General features: G+C 55.8%; 22 protein-coding genes. 10 read left to right on the top strand and 12 right to left on the bottom strand.

All coding sequences use genetic code 11. The features are described 5' to 3' along the window. Positions 1-174: 174 nt before the first annotated feature. From HG15A2_RS18585 to HG15A2_RS18575, 3 genes are all read left to right on the top strand, one after another. A complete protein-coding gene (locus tag HG15A2_RS18585) occupies positions 175-474 on the top strand; it encodes a hypothetical protein (RefSeq protein WP_145062159.1) in 300 nt (99 codons plus the stop codon). 515 nt (positions 475-989) lie between these two features. Further along, entirely contained in the window at positions 990-2,270 is a 1,281-nt protein-coding gene (gene clpX / locus HG15A2_RS18580) for an ATP-dependent Clp protease ATP-binding subunit ClpX (protein ID WP_218932082.1), read from the top strand. Between the two features lie 284 nt (positions 2,271-2,554). Then, positions 2,555-3,265 carry a hypothetical protein gene (locus HG15A2_RS18575; RefSeq protein WP_145062157.1) on the top strand — a complete coding sequence of 237 codons (711 nt, stop codon included), beginning with the start codon at positions 2,555-2,557 and terminating at the stop codon, positions 3,263-3,265. Between the two features lie 172 nt (positions 3,266-3,437). On the opposite strand, the gene HG15A2_RS18570 is transcribed toward HG15A2_RS18575, so the two are convergent. Next, the gene (locus HG15A2_RS18570) at positions 3,438-3,617 is read right to left on the bottom strand and encodes a hypothetical protein (RefSeq protein WP_145062156.1); all 180 of its coding nucleotides are present in this window, start codon (positions 3,615-3,617) and stop codon (positions 3,438-3,440) included. A gap of 101 nt (positions 3,618-3,718) precedes the next feature. On the opposite strand from HG15A2_RS18570, the gene HG15A2_RS18565 reads away from it, so the two are divergent. Then, complete coding sequence (locus HG15A2_RS18565) at positions 3,719-4,225, top strand: GNAT family N-acetyltransferase (protein ID WP_145062154.1); 507 nt, start codon at positions 3,719-3,721, stop codon at positions 4,223-4,225. Positions 4,226-4,233: 8 nt separating this feature from the next. Here HG15A2_RS18565 and HG15A2_RS18560 read toward each other — a convergent pair whose 3' ends face one another. From HG15A2_RS18560 to HG15A2_RS18535, 6 genes are all read right to left on the bottom strand, one after another. Further along, a complete protein-coding gene (locus HG15A2_RS18560; RefSeq protein WP_145062152.1) occupies positions 4,234-5,349 on the bottom strand; it encodes a pyridoxal phosphate-dependent aminotransferase in 1,116 nt (371 codons plus the stop codon). A gap of 69 nt (positions 5,350-5,418) precedes the next feature. Next, positions 5,419-6,324 carry a DMT family transporter gene (locus HG15A2_RS18555; RefSeq protein ID WP_218932081.1) on the bottom strand — a complete coding sequence of 302 codons (906 nt, stop codon included), beginning with the start codon at positions 6,322-6,324 and terminating at the stop codon, positions 5,419-5,421. Between the two features lie 166 nt (positions 6,325-6,490). Further along, positions 6,491-6,931, bottom strand: coding sequence for a hypothetical protein (locus HG15A2_RS18550; protein WP_145062149.1), 441 nt, complete (start codon positions 6,929-6,931; stop codon positions 6,491-6,493). A gap of 34 nt (positions 6,932-6,965) precedes the next feature. Beyond that, on the bottom strand, positions 6,966-8,201 hold the full coding sequence (locus HG15A2_RS18545) for a DUF11 domain-containing protein (RefSeq protein ID WP_145062148.1): 1,236 nt from the start codon (positions 8,199-8,201) through the stop codon (positions 6,966-6,968). Positions 8,202-8,333: 132 nt separating this feature from the next. Beyond that, the gene (locus HG15A2_RS18540) at positions 8,334-9,125 is read right to left on the bottom strand and encodes a hypothetical protein (RefSeq protein WP_145062147.1); all 792 of its coding nucleotides are present in this window, start codon (positions 9,123-9,125) and stop codon (positions 8,334-8,336) included. A gap of 90 nt (positions 9,126-9,215) precedes the next feature. Then, positions 9,216-10,622 (bottom strand): hypothetical protein, encoded by a 1,407-nt coding sequence (locus HG15A2_RS18535; RefSeq protein WP_145062146.1) that lies wholly within the window; start codon positions 10,620-10,622, stop codon positions 9,216-9,218. Between the two features lie 343 nt (positions 10,623-10,965). Between HG15A2_RS18535 and HG15A2_RS18530 the strand changes: the two genes are divergently transcribed. Next, a complete protein-coding gene (locus HG15A2_RS18530) occupies positions 10,966-12,024 on the top strand; it encodes a hypothetical protein (protein ID WP_145062145.1) in 1,059 nt (352 codons plus the stop codon). Between the two features lie 131 nt (positions 12,025-12,155). On the opposite strand, the gene HG15A2_RS18525 is transcribed toward HG15A2_RS18530, so the two are convergent. From HG15A2_RS18525 to pdxA, 3 genes are read right to left on the bottom strand one after another with little or no spacing between them, the layout of a single operon-like run. Beyond that, positions 12,156-12,779, bottom strand: coding sequence for a histidine phosphatase family protein (locus HG15A2_RS18525; protein WP_145062144.1), 624 nt, complete (start codon positions 12,777-12,779; stop codon positions 12,156-12,158). A 49-nt stretch (positions 12,780-12,828) separates the two neighbouring features. Continuing rightward, a complete protein-coding gene (locus HG15A2_RS18520) occupies positions 12,829-14,418 on the bottom strand; it encodes a hypothetical protein (RefSeq protein WP_145062143.1) in 1,590 nt (529 codons plus the stop codon). Further along, entirely contained in the window at positions 14,415-15,530 is a 1,116-nt protein-coding gene (gene pdxA / locus HG15A2_RS18515; protein ID WP_218932080.1) for a 4-hydroxythreonine-4-phosphate dehydrogenase PdxA, read from the bottom strand. Before pdxA ends, HG15A2_RS18520 begins: the two co-directional genes overlap by 4 nt. A gap of 198 nt (positions 15,531-15,728) precedes the next feature. Here pdxA and HG15A2_RS18510 point away from each other — a divergent pair, with 198 nt between their 5' ends. Together HG15A2_RS18510 and HG15A2_RS18505 are read left to right on the top strand one after the other, a co-directional pair. Continuing rightward, on the top strand, positions 15,729-16,292 hold the full coding sequence (locus tag HG15A2_RS18510) for a hypothetical protein (protein WP_145062142.1): 564 nt from the start codon (positions 15,729-15,731) through the stop codon (positions 16,290-16,292). A gap of 230 nt (positions 16,293-16,522) precedes the next feature. Continuing rightward, the gene (locus HG15A2_RS18505) at positions 16,523-16,705 is read left to right on the top strand and encodes a hypothetical protein (RefSeq protein WP_145062141.1); all 183 of its coding nucleotides are present in this window, start codon (positions 16,523-16,525) and stop codon (positions 16,703-16,705) included. Positions 16,706-16,806: 101 nt separating this feature from the next. Here the strand turns inward: HG15A2_RS18505 and HG15A2_RS18500 are convergent, their stop codons facing one another. Beyond that, a complete protein-coding gene (locus HG15A2_RS18500) occupies positions 16,807-17,523 on the bottom strand; it encodes a hypothetical protein (RefSeq protein ID WP_145062140.1) in 717 nt (238 codons plus the stop codon). A 390-nt stretch (positions 17,524-17,913) separates the two neighbouring features. Between HG15A2_RS18500 and HG15A2_RS18495 the strand changes: the two genes are divergently transcribed. The 3 genes from HG15A2_RS18495 (at position 17,914) to HG15A2_RS18485 (ending at position 20,106) form a co-directional block, all read left to right on the top strand. Further along, entirely contained in the window at positions 17,914-19,011 is a 1,098-nt protein-coding gene (locus tag HG15A2_RS18495) for a YheT family hydrolase (RefSeq protein WP_145062139.1), read from the top strand. Positions 19,012-19,051: 40 nt separating this feature from the next. Beyond that, the gene (locus HG15A2_RS18490; RefSeq protein ID WP_218932079.1) at positions 19,052-19,261 is read left to right on the top strand and encodes a lmo0937 family membrane protein; all 210 of its coding nucleotides are present in this window, start codon (positions 19,052-19,054) and stop codon (positions 19,259-19,261) included. Positions 19,262-19,374: 113 nt separating this feature from the next. Further along, complete coding sequence (locus HG15A2_RS18485) at positions 19,375-20,106, top strand: ion transporter (protein WP_145062138.1); 732 nt, start codon at positions 19,375-19,377, stop codon at positions 20,104-20,106. Here the strand turns inward: HG15A2_RS18485 and HG15A2_RS18480 are convergent. Further along, positions 20,103-21,059, bottom strand: coding sequence for a ZIP family metal transporter (locus HG15A2_RS18480; RefSeq protein ID WP_218932078.1), 957 nt, complete (start codon positions 21,057-21,059; stop codon positions 20,103-20,105). The two genes, HG15A2_RS18485 and HG15A2_RS18480, sit on opposite strands and share 4 nt — an antisense overlap. Positions 21,060-21,158: the final 99 nt, after the last annotated feature.

Genomic DNA, 21,158 nt, shown 5'->3' with positions numbered 1-21,158 from the left:
CTAAACCTTGCGGGTTGCGGCACTTATGGCTTTCCAGGAATTTCTGCCGGTTAGGGCATTCGTCTGGACTCATTTTCAGGGGCGGTCAATAATGGAGGAATCATGGGCAGTCACGGGGAGAGCCGCCACTGCTAGACATTATGGGGCGAGGCAACAGGGGCGGCGAGGAAAGAAGTGCTGATATCCGAAATTGATCCAACGAAACTGCCAGCCAAACCACCGACATTGGAGAACGCTGCCTGGGGCCTCACCACGGCCATGCTTTGGTTTGCCGTGATCTTTGCGCTAATCGCCATAGCGATTCAGGTCGCTAAAAAATTTCGCACGCGCAATGCGGGTGTCAATTTCGACGCCAGCGAGGCGATGACCAACTTCCGAGACTTGCACTCCCAAGGGGGGCTCAGCGACGAGGAATACAAAACTATCAAGAAAAAGCTTGCTAGCACTGTGAAGAGCGAGCTTGGAGAGAAGTAGCAATAGTCGAGATTGGCTCCTCGTAGTGCTCGTCATTATCCGCTTTGCGAATCGTGCTAGCGACTAGAACATGATTCTCGCAGCGAATCGCGACAATGTGAAACCCTAACACCCCTAACACTTGAGGGGATACCGCCACCTAGGACCAAGTGCGCCAGCAGATGCGCCTGACACGGTTGTTCGGCACTCAGCCACAGAGGTGATGAATGCCAGCACACCCAGACGAAGTTAATCCCAGTACAAGAGACTCATCGGCGAACGAAGATCGCTTGCCGTACGTAACCATAACCAGTGATAAATTGCCCAACCATTTGGGCAGCTCGAGCTGAGTGCGACACGGATGACCCGCCCAGCCCATAAAGTTTACCAGACATCAAGTCTTGCGAGTGCGAACCTCCCTCGCCGGCGAGTTTGATCAGGCAACTCCTTCGAGCAACTTAAGCATAAATCGATCCGCGATGGCTGCCGGGACGGCGATGACCCGGCACTGCCAAGCACATGACGAAGGAGCCACCATGCCCTCCAGCAGGGACATCACCAAACGTAGCGGCGCTTCCAAGAAAAACGCCTTCTGTTCGTTCTGCCGCAAGAGCTATCGCGACGTCGGTCCGTTGGTCGAAGGCCCGGGCGACGTTTACATCTGTGGCGAATGTATAGAGTTGTGCCAATCCATTTTGGATCAGGAACGCAAACGCCGCGGCACGAGCAAAACGCTCTTCACCAAGATCCCCAGCCCACGAGAAATCGTGGCGGAGCTTGAAGAGTACGTCATCGGCCAAGAGTCCGCCAAACGGGTGCTCGCCGTCGCAGTCCATAGCCACTACAAGCGGCTCATGGTGGCTGAGGATGAAACAGATATCGATATCGACAAGTCAAACATCCTGCTCGTGGGCCCCACCGGCTGCGGCAAGACTTTGCTCGCTCGCACCTTGGCCAAGAGCCTCAACGTGCCTTTCGCCATCGGCGATGCCACGACGCTCACCGAAGCGGGCTACGTGGGCGAAGATGTGGAGAACTTGCTCTTGAAGTTGCTCCACGCAGCAGACTTCGATGTGGAAGCTGCCCAACGTGGCGTGCTGTACATCGACGAGATCGACAAGATTGGCAAGACGAGCCAAAATGTTTCGATCACCCGCGATGTTTCGGGCGAAGGTGTTCAGCAGGCACTGCTGAAGATGCTCGAAGGCACCACGGCCAATGTGCCGCCGCAAGGGGGACGCAAACACCCCGAGCAGCAGTATATCCAGCTCGATACGTCGAACATTCTGTTCATCTGTGGCGGTACGTTCGATGGCGTGCAGGATGTCATCAGTAAGCGATTAGGCAAACGCTCGATTGGCTTTAGCCAGAGTGAAGATACCGCGAGTGACATGAGCCTGGGCGAGATTCTCTCGCACGTCACCACGGACGACATCATCGAGTACGGACTCATTCCCGAGCTCGTTGGACGCCTACCTGTAGTGACTCATCTTGAGCCGCTGAAGGAAGATTCGTTGGTCCGCGTCCTCACAGAACCGAAAAATGCTCTTACCAAACAATATGAGCACTTGTTTTCGATGGAGGATGCCGATCTTAAGTTTACCGACAAGGCCCTCAACGCAATCGCCCACAAAGCGGCCGAACGCGAGACAGGTGCCCGCGGCCTGCGGTCGATCATCGAGAACGTGATGCTGGACATCATGTTCGAGCTACCCGACCAGCCCCGCGGCAGCCGGTACACCATCACCGACGACATTGTCGATGGCCGAGCCAAGTTATTCAGCGACGAAGAGGCCCCGGCCAACAAGAGTGCCTAAACGAGTGTTACATCGAAGGAGCGAGTGACGTTCAAGCCAGTGGGGATCGGCAGACCGCCCCGTTGGACTCTCAAGTCACAATCGCCAACAAGAACGGGCCCCCAGGAGCAATCCTGGAGGCCCGTTTTTTTCTTGCGCTAGGAGTTAAGGCCTTGTTTTTGATCGTGAATAGCTTGCAAGCTATATTATCAAGTGAGCCGTCCATAATCGTCAGCAATGTACTGCAAAACTTTTTTGGTTTAGGATATCTACTGTGCGATCTGACACTGTCTTGGAGATCAGCCATGAAAAATGCAATCTATCTACTCATTTTCTCTATGTGCGTAGCCCCAGCTTCATGCTTCGGAAGAGAATGGGTAAGCGCATCTGGGAAGCATCGTCGAGATGCTGAACTCATATCCACAACAAGGAAGGTAGTCAAGATTCGCAGTCAAGAAGGAAAGATTATTTCACTCGCTTGGGGTACTCTTTCTGGTGATGACAAGTCTTACGTGAGGAGTTCCAAGCAATTCCTGGCTTTCAGAGTTAAGGAACTTGAGCAGCAGCTGAAAGACTCACGACACGAGCTGGCTGAGTTGACGAAATCGTCCAGAGCCTTGGAGAAGCAACTTCAGGAATTCAAAGAGGAAAAGCAAAGGCTGGCGGCACTGCAAGTGACTCCTCCCAATCAACGTCTTTTACAACAAAAGCGGCAACCAGATAATCTTAATCGGAATTGGCAACAGGTTCCGATCAGGGGTGCAAACCAACAACTATATGGCAATGTTGGCGAAGGTCATTGGGTAAAGTCAAAGACAAACGACGGTACAGTAGTTGTTCTAGAAGACGGTTCGACTTGGAAGATTAATCCGCTCGGGAGGTTAGATTCAGGGCTTTGGTTGCCCCTCGACTCGATCATAGTCTTAAGTAATCCAGATGTTATACATCCCTATCGGTTAGTGAACGGAGATGATGACACTATTGTTGAAGCTGCTTACTTGGGGACAGCGAACTGAGAAACATGTGGAGTTCATTGTCCGCCAAACTTCAACTGATCTTGCAAGTGTACTTCTCGCCATCCTACCGCATCCCAATCCAAGGTCCCTACGACCTCCGCTCCAGTTTCTACCTTCTCTCTATCAGCACTGGCGGCCCCAGCTTGCGACGAGGTGCTCCCAGCCAACTTCGCTACACGTTCCATACGCCCGCGGGGCTCGGCGGGAATAACGCCGCCACAGCAAGCTTCGCTTCCGGCTTCTCCAGTGGCGAGGGTTCCCCGTCGTGCGGCACGATCTCGACCGACTCGTAGCGATGCCCCATCGGTACCGCTTCATCTGCGATGGGCTGGCAATGCACGGCTGTGCTCATGAATCCTATAATAGCAGCTGAGCTCAATTTCCGGCAAAAACGCTTTCAAGCAAACAGCATTGATTGCTGATCGCAACCGGAACGAGTACGCTACAACACGCATGACACCCATCAATATCCTCACTGCAGATCTCGCCAACCCAGCGCACCAAGCTGCCATCATCGCGATGCTGGACGCCTACTCCGCGGATCCCATGGGTGACGGCCACCCGATTAGCGACTACGCACGCGCGAATTTAATTGATGGGCTTCGCAAGCATCCCACGACTGTCGCTTTTCTCGCGATGCAAGGCGAGCAACCGGTCGGCATGATTATCGCCTTCGGCGGTTTCTCCACGTTTGCCGCGAAGCCGCTGATCAATCTTCACGATGTATACGTGGCACCCGAGGTGCGGGGGCAGGGCGTTGCTCGCCGATTGCTGGAGGCTGTTGAAGCTGCGGCACGAGAAACCGGCTGCTGCAAGCTCACGCTCGAAGTGAAATTGCAGAACACAAGGGCCAGTAACATCTATGCAGAGTTCGGATTCCAACCCGCACCGTCGCCGGCCGATTGCTCAATGCAAGAGCCTGAAGATGCGATGTGGTATATGAGCAAACCGCTAAATTGACGCTGTAGTTAACCTTTTGCTAACTTCTGCAGTACTTCCAGCCCGCGTTCCAATGTATCTAGGCTTGCAGCGTAAGAAATCCGAAAGTGGGTATCGCGGCTACTAAAGATCTCGCCGGGAATGATCAGCAGTTCGTTTTCAATGGCCCGTCGTACGAATTGCTGCCCCGTTTCGTCGGTAGGAACTTTCGGAAAAACATAGAACGCTCCGCCAGTAGGGTTCACCTCGTAGCCGACATCTCGCAAGCCGTCGACAATCATGTCACGCCGTCGGGCGTACTCCGCCGCCTGCTCGCTCATGTCTACGTCGAGCGCCGCCAGCGCCGCATGTTGCAACGGGTGCGGCGCGCACACAAAGGTGTACTGCTGCAACATCGTCAGCTTATCAATGACCGCCGCCGGCCCGTGCACCCAGCCGAGTCGCCAGCCGGTCACGCCATAGGCTTTGCTGAAACCATCAACAACAATCGTGTTCTCATTGTGCACCGCGGGGGAGGGCAGGGCACCGTCGTAGCAGAACTGACGATAGATCTCGTCGCTCAGCAGCGCAATGTTGTGCTTCGCAGCCAGCTCCGCCAATGCTTTTACTTCTTGTTCAGTGGCTACGACTCCCGTAGGGTTGGCCGGGCTGTTGAGCAGGATAAGCTTTGTGCGCGGGGTGATCGCCGCGGCGACTTTATCGACATCAATTCGAAAGTTGGGGTAGGTATCCAGCACCACGGCCTTGCCACCCGCCATGCCCACGAGCGCCGGGTACATGACAAAGTAGGGGTCGAAGCATATCACTTCGTCGCCAGGATCCACGAGCGCCATCATCGTGAGCACCAGCGCACCGCTCGTGCCGGAAGTCACCAGCACCCGGCGATCGTCGTGACCGTACTGCGCATCGACCTTCGCTTGCAGCGCCTCCCGCAAGGGTGAAACGCCTTGGGTCAGACTATACCCATTTTTATCCGAGTTAATCGCCTCACAAGCAGCAGCTTTGATTGCATCTGGCACAGGAAAGTCGGGCTGCCCGATCGACAGATTGATCGGATTCTCCATCTTCGCCGCCAAGTCGAACACCTTGCGAATGCCCGAGCTATCGAAGTGTGAGGTCCGTTTTGCTAGCCAAGATTCGCTCATCGTCATTTCCTAAGATATCAGTTTACCGTTTGCCGTCGTCGTTCCGACGTCGCTTCAACCCAAATCGATCTAGACCTTCACTTCGTCCACTACCGTCGTTGCCGAGCGCCATTGTACCAACGCCACCATCGCCAGCGTGCCGGCCACACCAACGATTTCTGTGGTCGTGAGTTTCTCCTTATCGTAGCCCCCCCACACCAGCGCCATCATGGGTACCACGTAGGTGACCATGCCTGCAAACAGCGGCCCCTCGGTCTTAATGAGATGGATAAACATGAGAATCGCCACGCCAGTGCCTAAGACGCTCAATACCGCCAGCGAACTCCAGGCGAGCGCTACATTCTGCGGCTCCGCGGGCCCAGACAACCCAAGAGCTTCGAGCGCCCCGGGTGCCCATTGTAGGGGGGCGAGCACCGCTGCCCCGGTGAGTAGCGTCATGAGCGTGAGTGTCGCAGTCGGCACATGATCGAGCTTCCACTTGATATAGGTGTTTCCAATGGCGTAGGCCACCGGCACGGATAGCGCCATGAGCAAATGCAGCGTAGAAATACCACGTTGTTGGCCGTCGCTCACAATTAGCCCCATACAAGCCAGACCGCCTAGTACGCCTACCAATTGTCGCGACGTAGGATGCACGCTCAGCATGGGAATGGAAATCAGGATGGTCGCGATCGGCACAAGCGCAACCATCAGCCCGAAGTACGCATGCTCATCCGCCTGTGCCATGACGTAGGGCTGCATCGCAAACGGCAAAGAATTTGCTAGCACGGCGACAACACCGATATGCATCCAATCGCTTCGCGAGAGCCGAGCCCATTTGCGCGTCACCAAGCAATACAAGCCAACAACGATCGAACCGCCTATCAGCCGCCCCAACCCCACGGCGATCGGCCCCATCGCCTGCAGCGCACGATCCATAAGTATGAAGCTCGCGCCCCAGATCACGCAGATAAATAGGAAGAAGAAGTAAGACACAGAGGGCAGCAGTAAGGTGAGGGGTAGGGAGTGCGAGAGAGCGTTTGCACCATCGTACAGCACAAACTTGAAACCCTATACCCTCTTCACGGAATCACTAATCCTGCTTAATCCGCTTGACGCCAGCTCGTGGGTTACCAGTTGGCCTCCAGTAATGTGATTGGCTTCAAACCGCAGGAGAGAATTCTCGGGTGAAAAACAGGTAATAGGCGAAAGCAAAAGCCGCTAGTGACATAATGGGAAGCAAGCACAGCCGCCATTTGTCACGTGTATTGGGTTGAATCGCTGCGGCAATCAGCCGACAGACGACAAGCACCGCCAACACCATGTTGGCAAGAATGACGAGCATTGCGAAAACACGAACGAAGAATAAAGCACTAATCTGCCCCTGCTCGTCTAGGGAGTACTGCACCGGTCCAGAGGAGCCCGGGAGTTGCAATTGTTGGGCTGTCTCGACTAGTACAATTATCCAAACGCTAGTCGATAGTAGAAGAGTTGCTGCCCGAAGCTTGGAGTTGCTATGGGTGTTATCTACTTCGTCGCAGTAAATACAACTCCCCCAAGCGACAAGTAAGGCACTTAAGGTGGCGAGCAGCACAGCAATCATGGTTTTTTCTCTCAAGCGAGATGACAACCATAGCTTACCGAACGCGGCACTTGAATTGAATCACGCCGCCGTCGCCTGGCTCGAGAGGCTCGACGATTTCCCAGCGTACGACCAACGAGCCTTGCACGTTGGGCTGGGTCTTAAAGTCGGCTTCGACCGTGGACTTTTGGCTGCCTTCGATGTATTCCAGCCGAGTGGTGAGATTGTCCACGATTGTCACGTTACCCATGACGCGGTCGCCAATGTTGTCGAAACGCAGGGTGAATTCTACTTCTTCGCCTGGCCTGGCGTGGTCGGTCGAGGCAAGTTTCAGCAGTCGTAGCTTCGGAGAATTTGGCTCGCGCATCTGGTAAACTACACCCGGCTGGCGCAGGCCAACCTCGGCGTGAGCTATCACTCGCCCAATGGTTACTTGAGCGGCTTGATTGCCTGTCCAGGCAATCGCAGCTAAGGAAGCACGGCCCACGAGCGGTCCTTGCGATTGGCTCATTTCGCCTGTGGAAACGACTTGGATGTCCGCATACGGCTGCAAACGACCTAGCACTTGCCCAACGCGGCGGACACGCTCGGTCGCCCTGGCCCGGTCGCGTTCTTTCAGCAAGCTCGGCGGCAGGTTCAAGCGATCGATGGTGGGCTCGGTTTGGTTGAGCGAAATCAGTGCGCCTTGGTTCTCGTCGATTCGCACCAATGATTGATCTTGAATCGCACCGTGCGGCGCATCAATGCGAGCGTAAGCACGCAGGTCAATCACACGGCGAATCGCACCAAAGCGTGGTGCGTAAATACAGACTTGATTGCTCGGCGTCACGACTGTGCGGCCATCAACCGTGTCGTAGTGAGCGACGGTATCTTCCTGGCCTAACCCATCGACTGTCCAGTCGGCGCGCACGCTAGCCGGATTGCCTTTGTCGCCACCATCACACAAGTATTCATCGCCTGGCCCCGCTGCGCCATCGCCAGTGCGGCAACTGCTGCAACAAGCGCAGCCGGTGTCTACAGGGCAATCGGCAATCGGTTCCGACGCACTCGCCAGCTGTGCAGACGTAAGCGACGAAGGCAATTGCTTGGGAATACGGCGATCGCTCGTTTCAGGGCTTTGACCGCGAAGCAGCGCCTTGTCGATCGAATTACCTCCGATCACCGAACCACCCAGTGCTGCACTATCCAAAGCAGCTTGGCACGAACACATCATCAGCGTCGCTACGGCGATAACCGTGTAGCGAAGCCAACTGGGCATGAATGAAGTGTTTGCGTTGGAGTGATTCGTCATAGTGATTCGTCGAAGGTGAGAAAACGTGTTTCGCCCAATCGGATTCGTTAGCCGCCGAACTCGTTCGGCGCTGGGTGTCCTTGGCTGATAGGCATCGTTGGCCTGATAGGCTCGGCGCCGGGACGGCGACGGCTAACGGGCAAGGTTCCCGCTTGGGTTACTCTCCATCCCACCACTCTCCAACCCTGTGGACCAAGCGTTGTATACCAATGGCCGTGGCGCGTTGTACGTAAATGCCGGATCGTAGCCCGACGTTTCTGGTGTCCGCCCACCCATTCGCAATATCGCGATGGGTCGACCGACCGCCTTCGCCGCGAGGAGTAAATCTTCACCCGGGCGAGCTTCTGCCCAGTTGGTTCCGCGTTCTGCTCTTTGGAGAATTGGAACCGCAGTGTGCGGGTCTTCCACATAGATTACGCGGGTGATAAACTTCCCCTCAGAGGCCAACTGCAACTCCTCGGCAGTGAGATCCACAGGCACCGGAAACTTCAAGGCCTTGCCTTGTGGCGGATGCAATCGATCAACTAGTTCGATTGTGGGAAAGAGTTCCACTTCGGGTTGATCCTTCAAGCCAGAAACTTGAAAGCGATAGACGGGCCCAATCCGCAGGCCCACTTTCAAGCGTTCTGCGTAAGCCATGTCTGCTGAACCGGCGAACGAACTGCCAACAGCCGGGGCGATTCGCACACCCTGGGGTGCGCGAATCTCCACCGGCTGGCAGTATCCATGAACCGCTCCGCCGCGTGCTAACCGCTGGCGTCCAATCGCTCCCGGAGGCATAGCACTGGAGTGCAACCAGTGCCCCGCTGTGGGTTGATCTGCCGCACTTGGCGACACAAACAAACACCCCAGCAGTACTGCCCTTAGTAATTTGCCATCAATACGCTTCACCCTATTCAATCGAAACTTGTTCGATCGAATCATGGCAAAGCAACTGCAGGCGTGGAGCAAGTTCATAGTGTTCAAATTCAATTTTAAAAAGCTAACAGCTAATAGCTCACAGCTAACAGCTTTCTACTGACATTCCTGGCAGCCATCGTCATTGCAAGCACGGCAGCTAGCCATCTTTGCCTTCAGATTCTGAAACATCGTCGGCACAGCAGGAGCAACCGTGCCACCGCAGATCCGTGTTCCAGCACGCTGGTTCTCGTCAATGGAAATATTATTCACTGGACGTGGGTAGCTCATGCCCGGACGCTGCTTCACATTAATCTTCATCTTGTGAACTGGCGGTGGCATACGAACTCTTGTGCGGTTCTTCATCGTGTGTGAAGTTAAACCGGCTTGATGACCCAGCGGGATGTGCGGCGGACCAGGCAGACCAATTGGTGTGCCCACATGAGGCATTCCGTATTGAGGCACGTTCACGCCGGCAATCATATGCGGAGGCACAGCCATCGGGCCAACACCCGCAGGATTCATCCCGACCGGGCCCATGGGTGCGCCGTCCATCGGACTACCGCCACCAGGCATGCAGCTGCCGTCTGGGCAGCCTTGCATATAGCCAGCACGCTGGACCATCCCACCGGCTAAGCCGCGAGCGGCTTGCAAGTCGAGGTTACCGATGCGTACGATCGCTAAGATCGAACCGCGACGGTCCGCTTCATCGATGGGATCAACGCCCGGATCGAGTCGTGTGCTCACCAAGGTCTCAACACCAGCCAGCGCCAGCTCTTGGAACTCGGGATCTGGTAGGTAAATAACCTTCGTCACGAAGTTGCCGCTAAGCACTTGGTCGAGATCTTCGTCGGTAAACTGAATAGGGATTGGTGCATGGGCCAGATAAGCATCCGTACGAGGAGTCACCGGAGCGACTTCTACGGTTGGATACAACTCGACACCCGGACGCTCCGGCAAGTTGGAAAGCTTCAAGCGATAGAGTCCGCCTTGGTTGAAGTTCTGACGCCCAGGCATCACCAGTGGCGAGGAATCAAACATTCCCGCACCGCTTACGTCCCAAGCAACTTCGCCACCCTCGACACCGAGGAATGCAAGTTGCGAAGTGGCACCGGGGCCACTCATGCCGCATTGCGGCCCGCTCATGCACTGAGCTTGCTGCACGCCTGCGTCTTGCTTGAACGATGCCCGTTGGATGGGACCAACCGGTGGCATTCCCATTTGCATGGGGCCAGGGCCGGGCATTCCGGTACGTCCAGCCATCGCCGGTGGACAACCGCCTGGGCCGCACATCGCAGGGCCGCCTGGGCCGCCAGGTCCGCCCATAGCAGCAGCACGCATCATGGAGCTGCTAGCGGGCATGCCGCCACCAGGACCAATCACGCCAGGACCAGGACCACCGACACCGGGGCCAGGTTCCATCAAGCGCTGCGAAGGCGGCAAGTTGTGGGCAACACGCCCGCCACCGCCCATGCAGCCGACGGTCGACGCGATCGCGACCAGGCAAAGTAATTTTTTAGCCAAGTTGACTCTCATATCGTTCCCCCTGAACTGAAAGACGTTGCCGCAGCGGTACCGCGTCAACGGTGGAGACTGTGCCCTGCGGTTCGCAGTGCGCTTCAGCTTCCCAAAATTGCGTTTATGGTGGTTCAATCAACTGGGAGAACGCATCGACCCCTCACCCGAGTCAACTGCTAGCAGCAACCAACTCTGGCGTGGACTCGCCCGGCAGATTCAACCTAGAATCCGCCCGCACAACACTTGTCGAATAACAATGTGATCGCGCTGCTCTTCCGAAAGTATTTGGTCGGTAGAACGCGACCGGAATCTTTGACAAAACCGACAAAACCGGCAGAGGAAGGCCATCTTGCGTCGTTTAACATCCGCTATCACTGGTCTCGCATTCGTTGCTGTTGGCGTGCTAGCGGCGATTTATGGAAAGCAATTGCGCGAGAAAGGTGCGGAAGTTTCCCCTTCTGCCGCTAAGCCGCAAGCTGTGGTACAGCAGATTGTTTCCTCGGGCGATGGAAATCGCTTTGTGGCCGAGACGCTCGAAACGATCGAGCGCAGCATCAACATCGTTGCCAAAGTGCGGCAGCGCGTTCATCTCGGCAGCAGCGAACTCACCGGCACCGGCCAGTACTGGCAGCAAGGAGCTGGCAACCAGCGCCGCACGCGATGGTCGTTGCAGACACTTGTGTCGGGAGAGCAGGGCAGTTTGCTGCAAGTTTTTGATTCACAACACCTGTGGACCGACCTGCATCTGCCTAGCAAACACGAAGTGACGAAGATCGACCTGCATGAACTCCGTCGACTGCTGGCCGCCAAGGCAGCAAACAATAGGCAAGCCCCGAACACACAAGGCAGAGGCCCGAGCGACGCGCGCGTTGCCCGCCCTACGCAACAGTTGCTACTTGCCCATCGAGGCGGACTCACTCAACTGCTTGATGAACTCGTCCAGCGGTTTGATTTCGACGAGCCACGTCCCATGTGGTGGGAAGACCGCTCGGTCTTCGCGCTAATCGGCCACTGGAAGCCAGACCAAGTCGAAAAGCTCTGGCCCAACTACAAGCCGGGCGACGAATGGCCCGAAGCCTTGCCGCATCACGTGCTGCTCATGGTCGGGCAAACCAATCTCTTCCCTTACCTAATCGAGTACCGTCGTGGAGCGGACGCTGCTCTGTCACAAGGCGAGGTCGTGTTTGAACCCGCTGATGAGCCGCTCACACGCTATGAGCTCTTCGACGTGCAGTTCGCACAAGCGATCGACCACAAGCTCGACCTCTTCAAGTACGCCGACGCCGAGCACATTGCGGTCGACATCACTGGGGAAGTGTTCCACCGATTGTCACCGAACAAGGAAGAACCCGAGGTCGAGGCACCAATCCAGAGTGTAAGCAGCCGCAAGAACACGTTTCGCCGGTGAGGCGGAGAACACTTATCAACCTCACGGAATGACGGAGTTGGCTGAGACGGCAGTCGGAATGACAAGATGGTCGCTCCACCCAGCGGCACCGGCGAGAAGTTATTTCGCGGCTATTTGATCCTCGACTTGTGCTAAACACCGTGCAGATGCAACGCCGAGTTCAACGTCACGATGCGCAATTTCCCTTCGCGCCGGCGGATCACATTCACGCCACAGTTGCCTTGCAGCACGTCGCGTCCTCGATGCGGTTCCCTTCCTAGTAGCGTAGCCAAGTAGCAACGGTTCACGACGCTGTGAGCCACCACGGCGAATGACTCGCCTTCATGCCGCTCGTAGAGCGGATTCAACGCTCCGCTTACTCGTTCGAAAACCTGCGTGAAGGTCTCGCCCTCGGGATAGCCCACATCCCCCTCGGTATCCACAAACTGCCGGTACGCATCAGGCTCGTCCGCTTCGATCTGCGCCCACGTGCGACCTTCCCAGCGGCCGACGTGCACCTCGGCAAGTTCATTGACCGTTGTGACCTCGCCATCGTGCGGCTCGGCAATCGCAGCGGCGGTTTCTTGCGCTCGAAGCAGCGGGCTCGCGTACACGGCTTGCAGCGGAAACTCAGCCAGCGCATAAGCCGTGCGATTCGCTTGCGCTTTGCCAAAATCCGACAGCGGGTTGTCCACTCCTCGCCCCTGCAGCACGCCCCCTTCGTTGGCTGCGGTTACGCCGTGGCGGATGAGGTAGAGGAGCGTGTCGTTGGGCATATGAGTATAGTTTGGAATGATGCGATAATGATTGGAGTGGCGGTCCTTTTTATTCCCTTGAGGGTCGATCCCCAGGGACAAGCACACGTATGGCTTTGTCGTCAGGCTTCGGTCCTGCTGACTCTGGGAGTTTAGGACCTAAATGCTCCAAGTTAAATGAAGACCTCATCCAGTTGAGGAAGCGAGCGTCGTCCGGCTCAAATTTTCCTAACTCATTGATCCGGTTCGGGCCGATGCTCCAAATTATCTTCTTTGTGGCATCATACTTTAGATGACCTCCGTAGGGGTCGATCGGAACGCTTTCAATGATCCCATCATCAACGACTTGTGCAAGTGACTCGGGTAATTGACCGCGGCGCAGCCGAAATAGCTGAGTGCCCAATTGGGTTGATCGGAGTGACAAGTCCAGGATGTATGCTCTATAGATTCTTGCCGAGGGATCAGGCCCTAGGCCTCGAATTAGATGCTTTCCAAACGGATTGGTAACGCCAGCGAGTTGTCTCTTGGCCTGGGCCAATTTAGCTTCGTCTGGCATTTCGAAAGACTTACCAAAGTAGCCCCCAAAAGTGCTCAAAGGGTTGAGGGAGATTTCACGAGGCCATACCGAAACCTCTCCGTCCTCCGTTTTCTCTGTTTCTTCTGGTGCGGGATATCCTTGAGTTAGTTCACTCTCGTACGATTTGGCAAGCAGCCGCACGGTCGCTTCCCAGTTATAAGCTTCTTTATGGCTGTCGAGCATTTCAAGAATTGGCTTGCGCCTTTTTTCGAGTTCCGTGGTCACCCTTTTGCGATGCTCAGGGGAGGCATCCTCTGGAACCATGTATTCCAATTGAGCATCAATAGCCTGTTTCAAGTCATCGCCGCGCGGAAGACTCGCCAACCAGGGTTGATGGTAGAATTGAAAGTCGTGACATAGTCTAGCCTCGAGTGAGAAAGGTCTAGCGATGCCCTCATTCACAACTTGAAATAATTGTTCTGCTGCTTTTGCGGACACTCGTTCATTGATGAAAAGCTGTGCCGCTGCGATGAGGGAAGTCCTCTGAAACTCATATCCTTCCTTAACGCAATTGAGGTTTCCGTTCGATTGCATGAGTTTGTCACCGATACGGAAGCAAGCTAAGCAGAGTGTAGTTGCCTCAGCCGTTTCTCCTTCTTCCAACAGAAGTGTGATCTCTAACCGAGCTGCATCTCTAAGATGAAGTGCCGAGAAAAAACCCTTGGGTCCAGCCCCCATCTCCAGCTGAGGGATGTACGTCAGATGAGAAATGCTTTCTAGTTGCTCAATGTACTGTCGGTTCTTGTCTGCTATCTCATGCAAGAGCGGGAAAGCATCGCGAGATGGGACGGGAGTCACTCCGTCCGCTATGTCCCAAATTCTTTCTTCAGTGTCCCCTGGCTCTACTCTTCTTATCAATCCGTCTAGACGCGCCAATTCACTGATTCCATTACTCTCCACGTTCTTCTCGATAACAACTGGCACCAGCAATTGCTCTGGGACAACACCCCGAAAGTCCTTGAGGCTATTTTCCCCCTTCGCTTGATCGTTCCGTTGAGCTTGCGCATCCGTCAGGAATTGCACACTGAAGACGAGATGCGATACGAATAGAATCAAATGCCATCGCTTCCTCAATCTCGTCATGCAATCACCCCTGCATTGGTCGTTTTGAAATGAAACCCGCGCCGCGCCAACTCGCTCGCTGCTTTGATCGCTGCCACCATGCCTGTGGATTCCGCTGGGCTCGTGTCAGCATCCTTGCTCCAAGCTTTGTCGAATGCCGTGCCGTGGGCCACGCTCGTTCGCACGATAGGTAGCCCTAGGGTGATATTCACTGCGCGGTGCATGCCCAACAGTTTCAAAGCAATGTGACCTTGATCGTGATACATCGCCACGACGCCATCGAATTCGCCATCCACGGCGCGAATCAACAGCGTGTCAGCAGGGTAAGGGCCTGCCGCGTTGATGCCGGATTGTTGTGCGAGCTTCACTCCCGGCTCAATGATGCGAGATTCCTCGTCGCCAAACAGACCGCTCTCGCCGGCGTGCGGGTTCAAGGCCAGCACACCGATGCGCGGCTGCTCTACGCCAAAGCCCTCAGCAAACACCGCATTCGCGAGGCCGCACTTCGCGGCGATTCTCTCGGGAGTAAGCTGATCGAAAACATCTCGCATCGCGCAGTGCAGCGTCGAATGAATGACACCCAACCCGGCTTGTGATTTTTTCCCTTGGCGAGCCAATTCCTCAGCTGGCAAGTAAAGCATCATGGCGAAGTCATCGACTCCGCATAACTCGGCCAGTAATTCCGTATGTCCCGGGTACCAATGCCCGGCGGCATGTAACCCAGCTTTGTTCAAAGGGGCGGTCACCAGCCCGTCGAACTCTCCGGCCAGTGCGCCGCGTGTTGCTCGCACGACAGCTTGATAAGCCGCCTCGCCAGCCCGCGCATCGATCACGCCTGTCGGCGCGTCGAGCACCGCATCGTCGCCCATCGTTAAGCAGGCCATGTGGTGAGCATCAGTCACATCGGCTACCGCAGCCGCCAGTGCCGCGGTGGAGTCGACAGGCTTAATTTCAACTTCTGATCTCACGTGGGCGGCTGCCCGTCGCATGATTTCTGGATGCCCTAGCACGACTAGCCGTGCCGATTCGTGTACCGCAGGGTCAGCCCACGCCCGCACGATGACCTCTGGGCCGATGCCTCCGGGGTCGCCCATCGTTACGGCTAGCAGTGGTTTATGATCGGTGGAGGGCACAGTTGGAAAGCGGGTTGGAGTAGGTTTAGAACTTGGAAATGCAAGTGATTTGGTGGGTAAGCCGGAAGCGGCAGTAGAGCTGCGAACCTTCCACGATTCTAAACCCTGGCGACTCTCAAGCAACGCCCTGCCGTCGATGGGCGGGGCGAGTTACAATGACTAACTCGCTCTTGCAGACTAACTACCTTAAAGACACAAATGGCCCGAATTTTCACTACGCTCTCGACACTCTCGCTCGGATTGGTCGCCGCGGCACTTGTCCTCGGGCTTGGCATAGGCGACCTCTACACGAGTCCACCGGAGTCGAGTGACCTACGACTTAGGAGCATTCACTTGCTTACTGGCGTGGCCGCAGCCCTGGCGGTGGTGCTGGTTGAGAGCATCGTCGTGACGTATTTCATAGGTACTAGCCGCTGGTGCAAGGAGGTCACCGAGACCTACGCACTGGACACCCAATCACTACGAAAGAGCATCCAGCTCAAGCGAAAAACCTTTCCGCTGTGCCTCGTCGGCATGTTTACCGTGGTGGGCGTTGCCGCATTGGGTGCTCGCAGCGACCCGGGCAATGCCATGGAAAACACGGCTGACTGGGCGAATGTACACTTGGTGGCTGCACTCGCCGGCATCTGTCTAATTGGCTGGACCTATTACCGGGCGTGGCTAAATATCAGTGCCAACCAGACGGTCATCGAGAGCCTCGTCGATCAAGTGCAGAAGATTCGCAAAGAGCGAGGCCTGGAAACAGCCGACGATGACGCCTAGACTTTGCCACTCGCGGGGCAAGCAATTCGATAGCCTAAGCCCGCAGAATCGTCAAATTCCGTCAAATTCTTCACCCAGCTTGGCGATCAGCGCCCTGACAATCGCTTGCGAGTAACTATACTAGAAATTCGGAGGCAGGTAGACCTAGATCCTCTAGCCAGCCCAGCTACTAGTCAAGAATCGCATAATCCCCGCTCTTTTTTTCAGACGCACACCCAGGTTTTCCGCCCATGTCCAAAGCAATGACGATCTTGGGGATGGTCGTCGCGGGACTTCTCGCTGTGGTCTTCACACTAGATTGGGCCATCGGTGTGCCCTTCGAAACGGCTAACTGGAAGATGAATCTCGGCGTCATCCTCGGCAGCTTGATGCTAGGTTTCGCCAGTTGGGAAGCGTTTCGCGAAGTTCGCTAAGCAGGGCAGGATCGGGGGTTTCTGAGCCGACTGCTAATGCATGTTGGCTCGGATAGCGTGATGACGGCTCGGGGCGCATTTCAGGAGTCATTCTCCGGAAATTAAGCAGCGCGTAAGATGGAACGCTGCGGACGAACTTCAGTTCGCGCCGCGTAGATTGCAGCTAAATCACTGAGCGTCGTGACTACCGTGCCGTTGTTCTGAGCCCAAGCGAGTTTCGTAAGCAGGCGATCGACTTGCTTTTGCCCGGCCGATGAGCCAGCGAGCTTCTGCATGTCGATCTTCACGGCGGCTACGCCACCGGTTGCTACGTCACTGACAGACTTGGCGCTGCGGCTGGAGAATAGGCGTGGCCAGCTTGCCTCGATAGGGAATTCTATACCGGTAGCAAATCGCCATAGTCCCGGACCAGCTTGCCGCGGGCCTTTGCTGGCGGCATCTTCCACCAAGGCAGCCGTAATGTTCGCACCACTGGCCAGAGCCACGTAGCGGCGCAGTTGAGTCTCGCTTGCGAGCAGGCTTTCCACTTTAGAGGTTTCCTGAAGCTGCGCGAGCTTCTCTGTGGCGATGCGCAGCTCCGATATTTCAGAAACATCCAGCGCTAACTCACGTCCTGCGGGCTTTACATTGCGAAGAACGTTAAGCTGTTTCGAATCGCTTACTGCCCAAGTAGCGACCATTTGGTCGCTGGCCAATCGCGAAGCCAACCTCGAAACTACCCCCGCGTCCACGGTTCCGCCGAGTTTCATCACAAGGGCGACAGCGGGCCCTGTCGCAACAGATTCGGTTGAATTAGGCACAGCACGGGATTCACTCATGGCAGTAAGTCCTTTCGGGGAGGTCCTGGCAGTGGGGCGTTGGCAGCGCGCACCGTCTCGACTATGTTCCGTCATCGGATTCTCGCCCAAACCGTCTCGAATCATTTCCCCGGGAGAGCGCTCGGCCAAAGGCGGTAAACTCTGCGGGTAGGGTCGAGTCTGCCGAATCTACCTCCGGCTGGCAGCGTCTTATTTGTCAAGGTATCTCACGTTCGCGCGAGCAAACTGCTCTTGTTTTGAGAAATCTGTGCTATCTGTAGACTAAAAAGTGCTTTCGCGAGCGCCCCGCTGCAAGGCATTCGTTTCGCACTCTGCCGATGTGGCTCGTTTCTTGCTAGAATCATGTAGCGTCCAACCTTGCCTCACAGCACGTTTCTCCCCACCTTCCACATGTCCGAAGCCAACACTCATAGCACCGTCGATTGGAGCTTCCGCCCCTACAGGCTCTTGCCTAGCGGGCATTTGCAAACCATTGTCGGCATTCATTGGCCGCACAAGTATCGGCCTTACACGGCCAAACTGCACACGGTTTCTACAATCGATCCAGTCGGACGTTACGACGATGAGCAAATAGCGCTGCACGAAGACAAGCCCCAGAGTCATCAGAACGGTGGCTGGAAACCGGGTGACGCAATAGTCTTACTCATCCACGGGTTGGCGGGCTGTCACACCAGCAGTTACATGCAGCGCTGCATGGAGCGGTTGACCGATCGCGGCTACAACGTGTTTCGTATGGACATGCGTGGCTGCGGAGCAGGGGAAGGGCTTGCTCGCTTGCCGGCCCACTGCGGCCGTGGCGAAGACGTGCGCTCGGCGCTGGAATACCTTGCCGATCTCTACCCTGAGTCGCCAGTGCAGATCGTAGGCTTCTCGCTCGGCGGTACGATCACCCTCAACATGCTGGGCGATCACACAGGCGAAAAACTCGCTAACTACCAACGTGCCTTAGCGATTTGCCCGCCGATTGATTTATTCGACGTCGAGCAACGCTTCGACGGCATGGGTGGCAGGGCCTACGACCGCTTCTTTGTAAAACTGTTGTGGAAGCAAGTCATGCAACGTTGGCATTTGTTCCCCGAGGAAGCGCCATCGCCTACGCCGCCTCGTCCCAAACGTCTAAAACAAATCGATGAAATGGTTGTCGCCCCCGGCGGCGGTTTTGCGTCTGCCGAAGAATACTATTCTGCCACCCAGCCCGGTCCCAAGCTCGCGGGCATCACTGAGCCAGTCACTATACTCGCAGCCTCCGACGACCCGGTTGTGCCTACAGGACCGCTGCTTGCTTACGAAAAGAGCGAGAGCATTGAAACCATCGTAATCCCCAAGGGCGGACACCTAGGGTTCGTCGCCAAGACAGGCCGCGATCCTGATCGGAGATGGCTCGACTGGCGCGTGGTTGATTGGGTTGAGGCGGGTGCGAATTCTAAAAAAGGCAATGTCGTCGCGCCGCCCCATGCTAAGCCGCGCACTGTGACCGCGACTATTTAGCCGACGTGAGCGCAAGCACTGTCTGATCCTTCAACGCATCATGAAGAAAACACTCTCCGCTTACTTTCAGAGGTACCAAATGCTTTGGGCCATCATTGTACTACTCTGCGTCGTTTGGGTCGTATCCGTCGTGCTGAAGTTCTTCGTTGGCGGATTGATCCATCTACTGCTAGTCGTCGCGGTGATTGCGTTTATCTACAACTTCTTGACCGGTCGTAAGAACCCAGGCGATTCGGGGTCGGATTTGTAAATTGGTTGTGACAGTCCCAAGAGATATCTCACAGTTCCGGTAGCTGTTGACTTAGGTCGTCGCGTGGTTTGTAAAGTCACTTAGGTCAAAGAGCACCTCAAAATACATCATCAGTGAACAGAATCAAGCAGATCATCGAGCATGCCGACACGAAGCGCGGACGGTTATTTGACCTCTCGATACAGTTCTTGATCGTTCTCAATCTCATAGCTTTTGCTGTGGAAACGTTACCCGGTCTATCTCCTGGTTGGAAACGGCTCTTGAAAGCCTTCGAGATCTTCTCGGTTGCTGTGTTCACTATTGAGTACGTTCTTCGGTTAGCGGTGGCCGATAGGAAGTTAAGGTTTGCAACTAGCTTCTTCGGTATTATCGATTTACTGGCAATACTGCCATTTTACTTGTCGCTTGGTATAGATCTTCGATCAGTTCGCGCGTTTCGTCTCTTACGACTATTCCGCATTTTCAAGTTGGCCCGCTACAGTCGGGCGATCCAGAGATTTCATCGCGCACTCTTGATAGCCAAAGAAGAGATCATCCTCTTTATCTGCTTGGCTGCAATCGTGCTTTACCTATCTGCGGTAGGCATCTATCATTTTGAGCACGAAGCGCAACCGAAAATATTTACCTCGGTTTTTCACAGCCTTTGGTGGGCCGTGGCATCACTGACAACCGTTGGTTACGGCGATATTTACCCTATCACAACGGGCGGTCGAATCTTCACCTTCTTTGTGTTATTGATTGGCTTGGGAGTCGTCTCGGTACCAGCGGGCTTGGTAGCCTCGGCACTATCTAGAGCACGTGAAATGGAAGACGACGAAATCACGGCGAGCAAGCTTGTCGGCTAACGATTCTCAACTCGCTCGCCAGACTCAACGGGTGTTGTCTCCGCCGCCGGTGCATCGTGCCGGTGCACCAACTCCTCAAGCTTTCCAATGCCCAGCGCTAGCACGAGGCCCACGAGGAGCGCCGTGGAAAGCTTCCCGCGGTCGTGATCGTGGAATTGTAGCTCCGGTAGCAAGTCGCTCATGGAGATGCATAGGAACGTGCCTGCGGAGAACGCCAGTGCGTACGCCAGAGCAGGGGAGGGGGTGAGTGGAGCGTTTGCTCCGGCGTCGGCTAAGCGGCGAGCGGTTTCGATGGATACCTCTGCTCCCGCAAATCCGAAATAGAACAGTGCTACGCCCACGGGAATTGCCAGCGCGAATAGGCCGTTCACGACGGATTGCCAGCGCCGCGACCAGCCTCCCTTGCCCATGAGCATGGCGATCGTCATCGAGTCGAACGGCTTGTGCAGCACGATTACCATAAACGTGCCCAGCCCGGCCAGTTGGAATTGTTGGTGCCCGTGACAAACGCTCGCCGCGAGTGCTACGCCAGCGATCACGCTATGGAGCGTGAGGCCCAATGCCGCGCCGCTCCAGGTGAGATCGTGACCATGATGATCGTGGTGGGTACAGTGCGGGTGATCATCATGCTCATGCAGTGTGCCGTCCGGTTCGCTCTCGACATCGTGATGGTGGAAGCAGAAGAACCGCTCGATGAAGAACATCGCCAGCCAACCGCCGAGTGCCCACAGGCATATCGTGTGCGCAGCACCTTCGATGTCTTTCACTTCGGCCAACGCATGAGGCAGCATGTGCAACAGGCCCACGCCCAGCATCACGCCGGCCACGCCGCTGACGACGATCTGCATCCCGGCATGGGTGAGCCGCACCCACTGGGGAATCATCCCGCCAGCGATCGACACGGCGATGATCGCTGTGCAGTAGTAGGTGAGGGGTACTAGTGGGTCAGACATTGGTTGAGGGCGAAGGTCGAAGGGCAGGGCGGAAGGATAAAGCAAGCGGCGACAGCATTCGAGTATGGCCTCCATAGCTCAGTGGCTCAATGACTACTC

This window comes from Adhaeretor mobilis, assembly GCF_007741515.1.
Lineage (GTDB): Bacteria > Planctomycetota > Planctomycetia > Pirellulales > Lacipirellulaceae > Adhaeretor > Adhaeretor mobilis.
The sequence above is the reverse complement of the archived record's forward strand: the minus strand, read 5'-3'. Positions and strand labels throughout refer to the sequence as shown.

Excerpts from the sequence above, each read along its gene's own strand:
- HG15A2_RS18520 (WP_145062143.1), bottom strand. The coding sequence starts at position 14,418 with ATGACGAGATTGAGGAAGCGATGGCATTTGATTCTATTCGTATCGCAT.
- HG15A2_RS18540 (WP_145062147.1), bottom strand. The coding sequence starts at position 9,125 with ATGATTCGATCGAACAAGTTTCGATTGAATAGGGTGAAGCGTATTGAT.
- HG15A2_RS18545 (WP_145062148.1), bottom strand. The coding sequence starts at position 8,201 with ATGACGAATCACTCCAACGCAAACACTTCATTCATGCCCAGTTGGCTT.
- HG15A2_RS18525 (WP_145062144.1), bottom strand. The coding sequence starts at position 12,779 with ATGCCCAACGACACGCTCCTCTACCTCATCCGCCACGGCGTAACCGCA.
- HG15A2_RS18570 (WP_145062156.1), bottom strand. The coding sequence starts at position 3,617 with ATGAGCACAGCCGTGCATTGCCAGCCCATCGCAGATGAAGCGGTACCG.
- HG15A2_RS18490 (WP_218932079.1), top strand. The coding sequence starts at position 19,052 with ATGAAGAAAACACTCTCCGCTTACTTTCAGAGGTACCAAATGCTTTGG.
- HG15A2_RS18505 (WP_145062141.1), top strand. The coding sequence starts at position 16,523 with ATGTCCAAAGCAATGACGATCTTGGGGATGGTCGTCGCGGGACTTCTC.
- HG15A2_RS18510 (WP_145062142.1), top strand. The coding sequence starts at position 15,729 with ATGGCCCGAATTTTCACTACGCTCTCGACACTCTCGCTCGGATTGGTC.
- HG15A2_RS18550 (WP_145062149.1), bottom strand. The coding sequence starts at position 6,931 with ATGATTGCTGTGCTGCTCGCCACCTTAAGTGCCTTACTTGTCGCTTGG.
- HG15A2_RS18560 (WP_145062152.1), bottom strand. The coding sequence starts at position 5,349 with ATGAGCGAATCTTGGCTAGCAAAACGGACCTCACACTTCGATAGCTCG.
- HG15A2_RS18495 (WP_145062139.1), top strand. The coding sequence starts at position 17,914 with ATGTCCGAAGCCAACACTCATAGCACCGTCGATTGGAGCTTCCGCCCC.
- HG15A2_RS18500 (WP_145062140.1), bottom strand. The coding sequence starts at position 17,523 with ATGAGTGAATCCCGTGCTGTGCCTAATTCAACCGAATCTGTTGCGACA.
- HG15A2_RS18575 (WP_145062157.1), top strand. The coding sequence starts at position 2,555 with ATGAAAAATGCAATCTATCTACTCATTTTCTCTATGTGCGTAGCCCCA.
- HG15A2_RS18565 (WP_145062154.1), top strand. The coding sequence starts at position 3,719 with ATGACACCCATCAATATCCTCACTGCAGATCTCGCCAACCCAGCGCAC.
- clpX (WP_218932082.1), top strand. The coding sequence starts at position 990 with ATGCCCTCCAGCAGGGACATCACCAAACGTAGCGGCGCTTCCAAGAAA.
- HG15A2_RS18480 (WP_218932078.1), bottom strand. The coding sequence starts at position 21,059 with ATGTCTGACCCACTAGTACCCCTCACCTACTACTGCACAGCGATCATC.